The sequence below is a fragment of the Compostibacter hankyongensis genome (assembly GCF_039541075.1).
In the GTDB taxonomy this organism is placed as follows: Bacteria; Bacteroidota; Bacteroidia; order Chitinophagales; family Chitinophagaceae; genus Compostibacter; species Compostibacter hankyongensis.
Genome location: NZ_BAABFN010000001.1, coordinates 808,578 through 822,156, shown reverse-complemented (window position 1 = coordinate 822,156; position 13,579 = coordinate 808,578). Strand labels below are relative to the sequence as shown.

Annotated in this window: 12 protein-coding genes; 10 read left to right on the top strand and 2 right to left on the bottom strand. The window is 54.4% G+C overall.

From position 1 onward, the window contains the following. Positions 1-6 precede the first annotated feature (6 nt). Both ABD851_RS03455 and ABD851_RS03450 read right to left on the bottom strand, forming a co-directional pair. The gene (locus tag ABD851_RS03455) at positions 7-348 is read right to left on the bottom strand and encodes a DNA-directed RNA polymerase subunit omega (RefSeq protein ID WP_344975381.1); all 342 of its coding nucleotides are present in this window, start codon (positions 346-348) and stop codon (positions 7-9) included. Further along, on the bottom strand, positions 317-1,183 hold the full coding sequence (locus ABD851_RS03450) for an outer membrane protein assembly factor BamD (protein WP_344975378.1): 867 nt from the start codon (positions 1,181-1,183) through the stop codon (positions 317-319). The genes ABD851_RS03455 and ABD851_RS03450 overlap by 32 nt, the downstream gene beginning before the upstream one ends. 307 nt (positions 1,184-1,490) lie before the next feature. On the opposite strand from ABD851_RS03450, the gene mraZ reads away from it, so the two are divergent. From mraZ to murC, 10 genes are all read left to right on the top strand, one after another. Further along, positions 1,491-1,958 (top strand): division/cell wall cluster transcriptional repressor MraZ, encoded by a 468-nt coding sequence (mraZ, locus tag ABD851_RS03445; protein WP_344975375.1) that lies wholly within the window; start codon positions 1,491-1,493, stop codon positions 1,956-1,958. A 10-nt stretch (positions 1,959-1,968) separates the two neighbouring features. After that, the gene (gene rsmH / locus ABD851_RS03440) at positions 1,969-2,877 is read left to right on the top strand and encodes a 16S rRNA (cytosine(1402)-N(4))-methyltransferase RsmH (RefSeq protein ID WP_344975372.1); all 909 of its coding nucleotides are present in this window, start codon (positions 1,969-1,971) and stop codon (positions 2,875-2,877) included. A gap of 71 nt (positions 2,878-2,948) precedes the next feature. Next, positions 2,949-3,296, top strand: coding sequence for an FtsL-like putative cell division protein (locus ABD851_RS03435; RefSeq protein ID WP_344975369.1), 348 nt, complete (start codon positions 2,949-2,951; stop codon positions 3,294-3,296). 277 nt (positions 3,297-3,573) lie between these two features. Next, positions 3,574-5,673 carry a penicillin-binding protein gene (locus ABD851_RS03430; protein WP_344975366.1) on the top strand — a complete coding sequence of 700 codons (2,100 nt, stop codon included), beginning with the start codon at positions 3,574-3,576 and terminating at the stop codon, positions 5,671-5,673. Next, a complete protein-coding gene (locus ABD851_RS03425; RefSeq protein ID WP_344975363.1) occupies positions 5,673-7,139 on the top strand; it encodes a UDP-N-acetylmuramoyl-L-alanyl-D-glutamate--2,6-diaminopimelate ligase in 1,467 nt (488 codons plus the stop codon). Before ABD851_RS03430 ends, ABD851_RS03425 begins: the two co-directional genes overlap by 1 nt. A 16-nt stretch (positions 7,140-7,155) precedes the next feature. Further along, a complete protein-coding gene (gene mraY, locus ABD851_RS03420) occupies positions 7,156-8,427 on the top strand; it encodes a phospho-N-acetylmuramoyl-pentapeptide-transferase (protein WP_344975360.1) in 1,272 nt (423 codons plus the stop codon). 6 nt (positions 8,428-8,433) lie between these two features. Continuing rightward, entirely contained in the window at positions 8,434-9,786 is a 1,353-nt protein-coding gene (gene murD / locus ABD851_RS03415; RefSeq protein WP_344975357.1) for a UDP-N-acetylmuramoyl-L-alanine--D-glutamate ligase, read from the top strand. Between the two features lie 45 nt (positions 9,787-9,831). Further along, positions 9,832-11,043 (top strand): FtsW/RodA/SpoVE family cell cycle protein, encoded by a 1,212-nt coding sequence (locus ABD851_RS03410; protein WP_344975354.1) that lies wholly within the window; start codon positions 9,832-9,834, stop codon positions 11,041-11,043. 51 nt (positions 11,044-11,094) lie between these two features. Continuing rightward, the gene (gene murG, locus ABD851_RS03405) at positions 11,095-12,201 is read left to right on the top strand and encodes an undecaprenyldiphospho-muramoylpentapeptide beta-N-acetylglucosaminyltransferase (protein ID WP_344975351.1); all 1,107 of its coding nucleotides are present in this window, start codon (positions 11,095-11,097) and stop codon (positions 12,199-12,201) included. A gap of 19 nt (positions 12,202-12,220) precedes the next feature. After that, the gene (gene murC / locus ABD851_RS03400; protein ID WP_344975348.1) at positions 12,221-13,579 is read left to right on the top strand and encodes a UDP-N-acetylmuramate--L-alanine ligase; all 1,359 of its coding nucleotides are present in this window, start codon (positions 12,221-12,223) and stop codon (positions 13,577-13,579) included.

Genomic DNA, 13,579 nt, shown 5'->3' with positions numbered 1-13,579 from the left:
AATGCCTTAGCTGAACAGGTCGTCCTCGGCCTTACGGTAATAAATCTTGTCGTCCAGAAACTCCTCGGTGGCCTGAATGGCGGGATTGGGCATACGTTCGTAAAAACGGGATATCTCGATTTGCTCCTTGTTCTCATGCACCTCTTCCAGATTATCCGTATGCGTGGCAAACTCTTCCAGCTTGCTGTGCAGCTCTTCCTTCACAGCAATGTTGATCTGGTTTGCCCGTCTTGCGATAATGGCGATAGACTCATAGAGATTGCCGGTTTTGTTCTTGATCTCTATCACATTCCGGGTTTTGGCAATCGGGTTGATGCTACTGCTCAGGTTTCTCCTTAGCTTGTTCATTTTGTTGATATTTTAGCATTTTTGCAGTCTGCGCTGCTACGGTTTTTAAATTATGCTGGGCACTGGTATAGTATTTCTCCGCTTCCTGGGCATAGCTGCTGTTGGCATAATGATCTGTAAAATCCAGGTATTCCGTGATCACCTGGTCGTACCGCTCCTTCTGCTTCTCAAGAATGCTGTTCTCGGCATATTTGTAATAGGACTTGATGGCCATCAGCTTGTACCGGTCCCCGCTCTCGGAATCCGGATAATCGCGCATCAGGTTCTTGAAGGTGATGCCTGCAGCGCGGTAATATCCCAGATCGTAGTAAAGCGTTGCCGCATTTTCTTCCTTCTTCTCCAGCTTTTTACGGCAGAGGTCGATAATATGCGTCGCCTCCTGCACCTTCTCCGCATCCGGGTGGGTGTTGATAAAGGTCTGCATGGCGCTGATGGCCTTCATGGTATTGGCCTGATCCAGCTCCACACGGGGCGACAGCATATAATAGCAGTAAGCCTGCATATAATCCATCTCTATTGCCTTGGGACTGTTCGGGAATACCTCTACAAAGTTTTTAAAATGAAAGGCGGCCTGTTCATAGTCTTTCAGGTAATAAGAGCTGTAGGCGTAATTATACAGCAAGCCTTCTGCCTGCTTGGTGCCTTTATATATCTGCAGCAGCTCCTGATACAGCTGCTGGGCCTGGTTGTATTTCTTTTTGGCGTAAAGCTCGTTGGCGTAAGCCAGCTTTTTCCCCACATCGTTGCTCTTTTCGATCTTCGCCAGCTTGGAACAGGCGCCCAACGCCAGCAGGGGGAGCAACAGACACAGGTATATCGATCTTCTTATACGCATAAAAGAGGGCAAAGTTACGAATAAAGGTTAAAAGTAAAGCAGAAAACGTTAGGGGTAAGTTAAAGTTCCCCTCTGTGAGGCTCCGGCAGCGCAGAGAAAGGGTTATTCACATTTAAAGTATGATTATCCTCCTGTTATCCACATAAATATCACGCTTATGCACGGAACGATCATCCTGTACGTATAAAACGCTTACCAGTGGCTGCTTACACCTGTGGAAAAATTTTAAGTTATTTTTTTCTGTCAGAAAGTGGGAAAAAGTGTTATTTTGTGTAAAAATTAGCAATTTTGCCTGATATACTGTAGCATGACCGGTTTTCTGGGAGAATATGAAGTTACGCTGGACGCGAAAGGGCGTTTCCTGTTGCCTGCGGGTTTCCGGAAACAGCTGCCCGGAACCGCGGGTGACCAGTTTGTGGTCAACCGTGGCTTCGAGAAGTGTCTCACTTTATACCCCATGCAGGAATGGCAACCCATATTTGAGAAAATCAGCAGCCTGAATGATTTTGATCCCAAAGTAAGACAATTCCGGCGCTACTTTCTGAACGGGGCCACCATCCTGGAACCGGACAGCGCAGGACGCCTGCTCCTCCCCCGGAACCTCATTTCCTACGCCATCCTCGAAAAGGAGATCATACTCGCTGCGGCAGTTAACAAAATAGAGATCTGGAATAAAGCCGATTATCAGCAGTTCTTTGAATCATATTTACCGGAGTCTTTCAGTGAGCTGGCCCGACAGGTGATGACCGGCCAGGACCAGCCGCCGGTTTCCTAAACGCCGTCCCATGTATCATCAGCCCGTATTGTTAACGGAGGTAATCGACGGACTGGCAATACGGCCGGAAGGTATTTATGCCGACGCCACCCTCGGCGGCGGCGGACATGCCCGCGCCATACTGGAAAAGCTGGGTCCCCGGGGACGCCTGGTCGGCTTCGACCAGGACGAGGACGCCTGGGAACAACAGCCCGGCGACAAGCGTTTCACCCTGGTGCCGGAAAATTTTCGGCATCTCGAACGCTTCCTGAAATTGCACAGCGCCCTTCCCCTGGACGGCCTTCTCGCCGACCTGGGAGTATCCTCCCACCAGTTCGATACGGCGCAGCGCGGCTTTTCCACCCGCTACGACGCCCCGCTGGACATGCGTATGGACCGGCGGAGCGAGTTCACAGCCGCCAACCTGCTGCGAACCTGGTCGGAGCCCGAGCTGCTGCAGCTGTTCGAACAGTACGGGGAAGTAAGCAATGCCAGGACATTGGCCCGGCTGCTGGTACAGGCCCGCCGGACGCACGAGCTGGATACCATCGGAGCCCTGAAAGCGGTGCTTAAGCCCGTTATCCGCGGCAATCCCCAACGTTATCTCGCCCAGGTGTTCCAGGCGTTGCGTATCGGCGTCAATGACGAGCTGGAAGCACTCCGTCAACTTCTTGTGCAAGCGGCAAAGGTGATCCGGCCGGGCGGACGACTGGCCGTGATCACCTTTCATTCGCTTGAGGACCGGCTGGTAAAGCAATTTATCAAAACCGGCAGCTTCGGCTCCTCTGCCACCGCCGATGACCGTCCGGTGGAAAAGCCTTTCCGTCCCGTCACCAAAAAACCGGTCACGGCGGGACCGGCAGAGCTGAAAACCAATAACCGGGCCCGGAGCGCCAAGCTGAGGATAGCTGAGCGGACCGGTACGCAGGACTCAAAATGAAAAATCCGGCGAAACTGAGTACGATAATCCCCGCCCTAAGCGGGATGATCATTAAAAAGGAATAGGAACAGATGAAAAAAGAAACGGCCATACCCCCGGCTGAGCAACCGGAAGCCCCGCTGAAAAAAAGCAGGCGCTTCCGCATCCGCTACCAGTGGATCGTGCAGAACCTGGGCTTCTGGCTTTTTCTGGCGCTGCTGGCCCTGCTGTACATCGCCAACGGACACTACGCGGTAAAGAACATCCGGACCATCAACAAAACCAGCACCGAGGTAAAGGAGCTGCACTGGCGCTACCTGGATGCAAAAAGCGACCTCATGTTCCGCAGCAAACGCAGCGAAGTATCCCGGGTGGTGACGCCGCTGGGGCTGAAAGAGCTCAACGCGCCGCCGCAGAAAATAATCAAGAATGAACAATAAAGGATGATTTGATGATGCGCTGATTTGATGATTTGATAATGAAAAAATCATATTGAAGTTTAAGGTCTAAAGTCTAACGTTTAAGGTCCCATTCCAGGCAGATCAACTTTAGACGTTAAACCTTGGACCTTAGACCCGGAAACCAGAAAGGCGCAGCCTTCACGGAGACCGCTAAAAAACTTTGTGAACAGAAACCAGAAACTTCAAACGGGAAACCAGAAATCAGAAACCTCAAACCAGAAACCAGAAACCAGAAATCAGAAACGACTATCGTCGGATGGATGTAAAAAAAGACATATTATGGCGTGTGTACCTGTGCTATATCGGCATGCTGGTGTTTGCTGCCCTGATCCTGGTGAAGATATTTACCATCCAGCACGTGGAAGGCGATTACTGGAGGAGCATGGCAGACAGCCTGCACGACCGCTATGTCAACACCGAAGCTGATCGGGGTACCATCTTCTCGGACGACGGGCGTATGCTCTCTACCTCTATCCCCTATTTCGACATACGGCTTGACATGCAGGCAGACGGGCTGGTCGAAAAGAACGGCCAGCGCTTTAAAGACAACATCGACTCGCTCAGCATCTCCCTCTCGGGGTTGTTCAAAGACAAAAGCTCTGCCGCCTATAAAAAGATACTGCAGCAGGCCTACCGGAAAAAAGACCGTTATTTTCTGCTGAAAAAAGAAATCACCTTCGGGGAATATGCGCAGCTTCGCGAGTTTCCGCTCTTCAGGCTCGGACGCAACAAAAGCGGCATGATCGCAGAAACAAAAAACAAACGCATCAACCCCTTCCGGCTCCTGGCCAACCGTACCGTAGGCCTCTGGCGCGAAAATGCCCAGAACGTGGGACTGGAAGCTACCTATAACGCATACCTCAAGGGAAGAAGCGGGAAACGGCTGATGCGCCGCATTGCCGGAGGCACCTATATCCCCATCGAGGGCTATGAGATAGAACCCGAAGACGGCAAAGACATCTATACCACACTCGATGTAAACATACAGGACATTGCAGAAAACGCGCTCTATAATATGGTCAGCGGCAACGAAGCCGAACACGGCACCTGCATTGTCATGGAAGTAAAGACCGGTAAGATAAAGGCCATCGCCAATCTCGGCCGCCAGCGCGACGGCAGCTACTGGGAGGATTATAACTACGCCCTCATGACCACAGAGCCCGGCTCCACCTTCAAGCTGGCCACGCTCATCTCCGTGCTGGAAGATCACCTCGTAACGCCGGAAACGCAGATCAACCTTCACCTCGGCGCCCTGCGCTTTGGAAAAAGAACGGTCTATGATTCCGAACATCACGGCAAAACATGGGTAAGCGTCAAGAAGGCGTTTGCCCTCAGCTCGAATGTCGGCTTTGCCCAGCTGGCCTATCTCTACAAAAGCGACCCCATGAAGTTTGTCACCCACCTGCGCCGCCTGCAGCTGGACAAACGCACGGGCATCGATCTGCACGGAGAAGGGCGACCCGTCATCAAAACGCCGGCCTCCTCCACCTGGAGCGCCACCTCCCTGCCCTGGATGGGCTTCGGCTATGAAGTGCTGGTGAGTCCCCTGCGCGTGCTTACCCTCTACAATGCCGTAGCCAACGACGGCAAGCTGATGAAGCCTTATCTCGTCAATACCATCAGCGAATACGGGAAAGTGATCAAGGAATTTCATCCTACCGTAGTGGAAAAGATATGCTCCGATACCATCCTGCACCAGGTACAGGACGTGGTCCGCAGCGTGGTCACCGAAGGTACCGCACACAGCACCTTCAAGGATGCTCCCTATACGCTGGCCGGCAAAACCGGCACCGCCCTCGTCGCCAACGGCAGGCGCGGTTATGCCGATCATATCTACCAGTCCACCTTTGTAGGCTACTTCCCTGCGGAACACCCGGTATATTCCTGCATCGTGGTGATCAAGAACAAACCGCATGCGGCAAGATACTACGGCGCATCCGTGGCGGCCCCCGTCTTCAAGGAGGTGGCCGATAAGCTGTATGCCATGGACATCGAGCACCACCAGCCGATGCCGCTGCAGCCGCATTTCGACAGCCTGATGCCGGTAAAATACGGCTATACGCGTGACCTGGAAAACATACTGGAAAAGCTGAACCTGCCCTTTGCCGTTGCGGGTAAAAACCCCGTATGGTCCCGCGCCGCCACAGCGGCCAAAAATGTGCAGCTGCAACCGCTCGTCATCCGCCAGGGAACCGTGCCCGACGTTACGGGCATGGGTCTGAAAGATGCCCTGTACCTGCTGGAAAGCGCAGGGCTGCAGGTACAGATAGAAGGAATGGGAAAAGTATTGCATCAGTCCATAGAACCCGGCGCCCGGATCAATACCGGCAGCCGGATCACCATAGCATTGGGTTAATGGCCACATTACAGGACATATTATATAAGGTAAAAACGCTGGCGCTGCGGGGTAGTACGGAGCTGGAGATCACCGGCCTGAGCATGGACTCGCGTGCCGTGAAGCCGGGAAATCTTTTTATAGCCGTCAGGGGCGTTCAGGCCGACGGCCACCGTTTTATCAGCGATGCCATCAGCCGCGGGGCTGTCGCCATAGTCGCCGAAGCCGTCCCCGAACAGTTAACGGAGGGGATTACCTACCTCACCGTACAGGACAGCGCCGCCGCCTGCGGCATCTTTGCCGCCAACTTTTTCGGCAACCCGTCGGAACAGCTGAAGGTGGTAGGCATCACCGGTACCAACGGTAAGACCACCATCGCCACCCTCCTGTTCAAGCTGTTCAGCAGCCTGGGGCACCGTTGCGGACTGCTGTCCACCATACAAAACCAGGTGGGCACCGAAATACTTCCCGCCACCCATACTACGCCGGATGCCGTCCGGCTGCAGGAGCTGCTGGCGCGGATGGTAAAAAGCGGCTGCGAATACGCTTTTATGGAAGTAAGCTCGCATGCTATCCACCAGCAGCGTATCAGCGGGATAAAATTTACGGGAGGAATCTTCAGCAACATCACCCATGATCATCTCGACTATCACAAAACATTTGACGAATACATCCGGGTAAAGAAGTCGTTCTTCGATCATCTGCCCGCAACCGCGTTCGCCCTGAGCAATGCAGACGATAAAAGAGGCGCCGTGATGCTGCAGAATACCGCCGCCCGGAAAGCCACCTACGGCCTGTATCGCGCCGCAGGATTCAAGGGGAAGATACAGGAAAACAACCTGAGCGGCCTGGTCATGGACATAGACGGGCAGGAAGTGCATTTCCGCCTCATCGGCATCTTCAATGCCTACAACCTGCTGGCCGTCTACGGCGCTGCCCTGCTGCTTGACCAGGACAGGCAGGATGTGCTGCGACATCTGAGCAACCTCACCGGCGCCGAAGGCCGGTTCGACTATCAGGTGTCGGCAAAGGAAAGGATACTGGGCATCGTCGACTATGCCCATACGCCGGATGCGTTGCTGAACGTGCTGGCTACGCTCAAAAAGCTGCGCCAGGGTCATGAGCAGATCATCACCGTGATCGGCTGCGGAGGCGACCGGGACAAGACCAAGCGCCCGGAGATGGGACTGATTGCCGCGGAGCACAGCGACAAGGCCATCTTCACCTCTGACAATCCCCGCAGTGAAGATCCTGCAGCCATCATTCATGAAATCGAAGCCGGGGTGCCGGTGCACCGGCGGCGGAAAACACTGTCCATCGCCGACCGGCGGGAAGCCATAAAAACCGCCTGCAGCCTGGCGGGAAAAGAGGATATCGTGCTGGTTGCCGGAAAAGGCCACGAGAAATACCAGGAGATAAAAGGCGAAAAGCACCCCTTTGATGATAAGGCCGTGCTGAAAGAAATGTTTGATTTGTTGGAAAAATAAATGCCGCCATAGCAGCATGTTGTATTATTTGTTTAATTATCTGAAAACGGAGTTCAACCTCAGCGGTACGGGCATCTTCCAGTACATCACCTTTCGTGTGTCCATGTCCGTTATCCTGTCGCTGGTGATCTCCATGCTGCTGGGCAAGCGGATCGTGAGGTTCCTGGAACGGAAGCAGATCGGGGAAACCATACGGGACCTGGGTCTGGAAGGAGAGCAGGCCAAAAAAGGTACGCCCACCATGGGAGGATTGATCATCCTGGCCGCCATACTGATCCCTACCCTGCTGTTTACCCGGGTGCTGAACATCTATATCATCCTCATGATCATCTGTACGGTATGGCTCGGCCTGATCGGTTTCCTGGACGACTATATTAAGGTCTTCCGGAAAAACAAGGCGGGGCTGGCCGGTAAGTTCAAGATCATGGGCCAGGTCGGACTGGGACTGATCGTCGGCTGTACGCTGTATTTCAGTCCGGAAGTGGTGGTCCAGCGGGAGCTGGTAGGCAGCGAGAAGCTGCCGGCCTATGAAACCATGGTAAATTCCGGCAATGCCACAAACGCCACCAGCGATATAGAGGGCATCCAGCATCGTTTTGTAAATGTAAAAACCCCCATCACCACCATTCCCTTTGTAAAAAGCCATGAGTTCAACTATGCCCGGCTGATCTCCTGGATGGGCGACCATGCCAAGCGGTACACCTGGCTGCTGTATATTGCCGTCGTCATCTTTATCATTACCGCCGTATCCAACGGCGCCAACATCACTGACGGACTGGACGGGCTGGCCACCGGTGTGTCGGCCGTAATAGGCGTGTGCCTCGGCATCTTTGCCTATGTATCCGGCAACATCAAGTTTGCCGAATACCTCAACATCATGCACATCCCCAACCTCGGGGAAGTCACCATATTCATCGGCGCATTCGTAGGCGCCTGCATCGGCTTCCTCTGGTACAATGCTTACCCTGCGCAGGTGTTCATGGGGGATACGGGAAGCCTCGCCCTCGGCGGCATTATCGCCTCCCTGGCCATCATCGTCCGGAAAGAGCTGCTGATCCCTATCTTCTGCGGTGTGTTCCTGATAGAAAGCCTGTCGGTGATGATGCAGGTCTCTTATTTCAAATACACAAAAAGAAAATACGGAGAAGGCCGGCGGATATTCAGAATGTCGCCCCTCCATCATCATTATCAGAAACTGGGCTATCACGAAAGTAAAATAGCGGTGCGCTTCTGGATCGTTGCCATCATCTGCTCGGTATTCGCCATAGCCACGCTGAAAATGCGGTAATACGTCATGGACAAACACAAAAAACATATCGTCATCCTGGGCGCCGGAGAAAGCGGCGCCGGGGCGGCCCTGCTGGCACAGCAGCAGGAGTATGACGTTTTTGTGTCCGACGGCGGCCCGATCGCCGCTGCCTTTGTCCGGGAGCTGGAAGAGAACAATATCCGCTACGAACAGGGCGGGCATACCGAGGCCCTGGTGCTGAAAGCGGATGAGGTGGTCAAAAGCCCGGGTATCCCCGAGAAGGCGTCCATCATGAAAAAGATCCGCGAGGCCGGCATACCGGTGATCTCGGAGATAGAGCTGGCCTACCGGTTCGCCAAAGGGAAAAAGATCATTGCCATCACCGGCAGCAACGGCAAGACCACCACCACCGCCCTTACCTATGATATTTTTAAGAAGGCCGGTCTGAACGCCGCCTGTGTCGGCAACATCGGGAACAGCTTTGCCCGGCAGGTGGCCCTGGCGCCGGCAGATTACTATATCGTGGAGATCAGCAGCTTCCAGCTGGACGACATACAGCAGTTCCGGCCCGAGGTAGCAGTGCTGCTCAACATTACCCCGGACCACCTCGACCGCTATGATCATAAAATGGAGCAGTATGCGGCCGCCAAGCTCCGCATCGTGGAAAACCAGGGTCCGGAGGACTATTTTATTTACTGCCTGGACGATCCGGGGATCAACCAATATTTGAAAAACTTACCTGTTCAATCTAAAATTTTACCGTTTACGACCATGGAACCACTAAAAGAAGGCGGATTTATCGCCAATAAAGAGCTGAACCTCCGCGTCGGAGAGGAAGAAGACCTCGTTGTATCGATATACGACCTGGCATTACAAGGACGACATAATCTTTACAACTCGATGGCAGCAGGTATCGCAGCACGCACGATGGACATCCGGAACGAACATATCCGCGCAAGCCTCACCTCCTTCAGGAGCCTGGAGCACCGTCTGGAGTATGTGGCCTCGGTACGCGGAATAGACTTTATCAACGACAGCAAGGCCACCAACATCAACTCGGTATGGTTTGCGCTGGAAAGCATGCACCAGCCGGTGGTCCTCATCATGGGGGGGATCGACAAAGGCAACGACTATTCCATCATTGCCGGCCTGGTGAAGGAGAAGGTAAAGGCCATCGTATGCCTGGGTAAGGACAATCATCTTATCCACGATGCCTTAGCCCAACATGTACCGGTGATCGTCAATACCGAAAGCATGCACGATGCGGTGCATGCCTCCTTCTTCCTGTCACAGAAAGGAGATGTGGTGCTGCTGTCACCCGCCTGCTCGAGCTTCGACCTGTTTAAGAATTACGAGGACCGGGGACGGCAGTTCAAGCAGGAGGTTCACGCATTATAACCATAATAACCGGCAACAGCTATTGCAGGTCAGCAACAAGAGGTTATGAATAAACTGTTTGGAAAAACACAGGGCGACAAAGTGATCTGGGCGATCGTGGTGATCCTTTCGCTGGTAAGCGTACTGGCCGTATACAGCTCCACCGGTACCCTGGCTTACCGGATGCAGAAAGGACATACGGAATATTATCTTTTTAAACAGTTTGCCGAGCTGGCCCTGGGAATACTGATCATCTACTTCTCGCACCGCGTTAACTATACGGTATATTCCCGCATAGCGGTGGTGCTGTTCCTGATCTCCATTCCCCTGCTGATCTATACCCTTTTCTTCGGTTCCAATATCAACGAAGCCAACCGATGGATCAAGCTGCCGGTGATCAACCTCACCTTCCAGACTTCCGACATGGCCAAGCTGGCCCTGTTCATGTATATCTCCCGGCAGCTTTCCCGGAAGCAGAACGTCATCAAGGATTTCAAAAAGGGCTTCCTCCCTATTATCGTACCCGTCTGCATCATCTGCGGCCTGATCATGCCGGCAAACATGTCCACCGCGCTGCTGCTGGGCGCCAGCTGCATGCTCCTTTGCTTTATCGGGCGGGTCAACATCAAATACCTGCTGGCCATGGCCGGCATCGGCATACTCGGCATCGCGCTGGTAGTGACCATAGTACTGGCTACCGGCGTGGGCGGCGGGCGGGCCGAAACCTGGAAAAACCGTATTGCTCATTTCAAACAGACTGAAAAGACAGACGCGCCCTACCAGGTACAGCAGGCCAAGATCGCCGTTGCCAACGGCGGCACCTTCGGCCGGGGACCGGGCAACAGCGAGCAGCGCAACTTTCTGCCCCACCCCTATTCGGATTTTATCTATGCCATCATCATTGAAGAGTACGGTCTGGCCGGCGGCTTTCTGATGATCGCTTTCTATATGATCTTCCTGTTCCGCAGCATACGCATCTTCAGGCGATGTCCTTACGCCTTCGGGGCTTTCCTGGCGGTAGGGCTGAGCTTTACCCTGGTGATCCAGGCCTTTGCCAACATGGCGGTAAACGTCAACCTTTTCCCGGTAACCGGCGTAACCCTGCCCCTGGTCAGCATGGGCGGCACCTCCATATGGTTTACCAGCCTGGCGATCGGTATTATCCTGAGCGTAAGCCGTAATGTGGAAGAAACAGAGGGACGGCAGATCACAGCAGATAAAACAACAGTAAATACCAGCGATGCCTTTTCCCCGGCGCCTGCGGAAGCAGTAGCCTGAAAAAGTGAGAAAACGGCAACGCGATAGCTATAAAAAAACAGCATCCATACCATGCAACAGGCGTCATCGGCAAAGCGGATCATCATGACCGGGGGAGGAACGGGAGGACATATCTTCCCGGCCATCGCCATCGCGCGCGCGCTGCAACGCCTGTACGCCCAGACGGATATCCTCTTTGTCGGCGCCCTGGGCAAGATGGAGATGGAAAAGATACCCCAGGCCGGCTATCCCATCGAGGGATTGAAAATTGCCGGGATGAACCGGGGCAGCCTGCTGAAAAACCTCCTGCTGCCTTTTAAGCTGATGGACAGCATACAGCAGGCCGGACGCATCCTTAAGCGGTACCAACCGCATGCCGTGGTGGGCGTGGGCGGATACGCCAGCTTCCCGGTGCTGTACAAGGCGCAGCGCAGAGGCATCCCCACCGTTATCCAGGAGCAAAATTCCGAGGCGGGGAAGTCGAACAAGATACTGGGCAAAAAAGCCCGCAGCATCTGCGTGGCCTATGAGGACATGCAGAAGTTCTTTCCCGCAGACCGGATCATCTATACGGGCAATCCCGTGCGCGAAAATATCTCCCGTGCCACCGTGACCCGGGAGGAAGCGCTCCGGCACTGGGGATTGACGCCCGGCAAAAAAACGGTCTTTGCCGTGGGGGGCAGCCAGGGCGCCCGGTCGATCAACCTGGCGCTGGAGCAGGGCCTGATCCATTTCATCCAGCAGGATGTGCAGCTGATCTGGCAGACGGGCGCTCCTTTTATAGAAAGGGCGCGGGAGATCGTAAAGCCTTATGAGCAGCAGGTCAGGGTGATGGAGTTCGTAGAGCACATGGAACATGCCTATGCCGCCGCAGATGTGGTGATCTCAAGAGCCGGCGCCCTCACCATATCGGAGCTGTGCGTGGCGGGCAAGCCGGTGGTGTTTGTTCCCTACCCCTATGCGGCAGAGGATCACCAGACGCGCAACGCCATGGCGTTGGTACGGAAGCAGGCCGCCCTGATGGTGGCCGACCAGGCGGCAGGCGAGCAGCTGGTGCATACCGCCCTCGAGCTGATCCGCCACGACAACAAACGGCAACAACTGATCGATAATATTACTCCGCTGGGTATCTCCAACGCAGACGAACGGATTGCCAGGGAGATATTCAGGTTGCTCTGAACAAGTACGTATTGATTTTATGATTGAGCTGGATAACATAAAAAGCGTTTATTTCATCGGTATCGGCGGCATCGGCATGAGCGCCCTGGCCCGTTATTTCGGGGAACGGGGCGTGAAGGTCAGCGGGTACGACCGTACCCCCACTCCGCTGACCCGGCAGCTGGAAGCCGCCGGCATGGCCATACATTATGAAGATGATCCCGCCCTGGCCGACAAAGCCGCCGGCCTGGTGGTATATACGCCCGCAGTACCCTCCTCCCATCGCGAGCTGGCTTATTACCGCGAACAGGGCTTCCCCGTATGGAAAAGAAGCGATGTGCTGGAAGCCATTACCCGCACCCTGTTCAGCATCACGGTGGCCGGCACGCACGGTAAAACAACCATCTCTTCCTTTATCGCCCACATCCTGCGTCATAGCGGCTATGGCTGCAATGCCTTCCTGGGCGGCATCACGGTCAATTACCACACTAATTTCTGGAGCAACGCGCGTGAAACTGCGGTTATCGAAGCCGATGAGTACGACCGTTCCTTCCTGAAGCTGCATCCCGATATTGCCGTGCTCACCGCCATGGATCCCGATCACCTCGATATCTACGGCACGCCCGAAGCGCTGGAAGAAGCCTTTATCCAGTATACCGCGCAGCTGGGATCCGAAGGTCTGCTGGTATACAAGCACGGTCTGGCCCGGAGCAGGGAGCTGAAGGGGGCAAAGCGCATCAGCTACAGCCTGGAAAACAATGCGGCCGATATCTATGCCGAAAACATACGCCTGGATAACGGGGGATATATCTTCAGCATCTGCCGGAAAGACTGGATGATCGACAACCTGCAGCTGAACATCGGCGGCATGCACAATGTGGAGAATACCGTGGCTGCCGTGGCCGTGGCTCACCATCTCGGCATCGGGAATGAGCAGATACGAGCGGCCGTAGCGGCCTTTAAAGGCGTAAAAAGACGTTTCGAATACATTGTACGGAACGTCCATACCGTTTATATCGACGACTATGCCCATCACCCGGAAGAGCTGCGGGCGCTGATACAAAGCGCGCGCAGCCTGTTCCCGGATAAACAATGCACCGTTGTCTTCCAGCCGCATCTGTATACACGCACCCGCGATCTGGCAGACGGATTTGCAGAAAGCCTCTCGCTGGCCGACGAGGTGATCTTGCTGCCCATCTATCCGGCGCGTGAGCTTCCCATACCCGGCATACAAAGCGAGCTGATCGCAGAAAAGATAAAAGGAGACCGTGCAAAGGTCATGGACAAGGCCGGCTGTCTGAACCTGCTGCAGGAACAGCGGCCGGAGCTGCTGATCACGGCCGGCGCCGGCGACATCGACCAGCTGGTACAACCGATAAAAGACTTTTTAGATAACTGA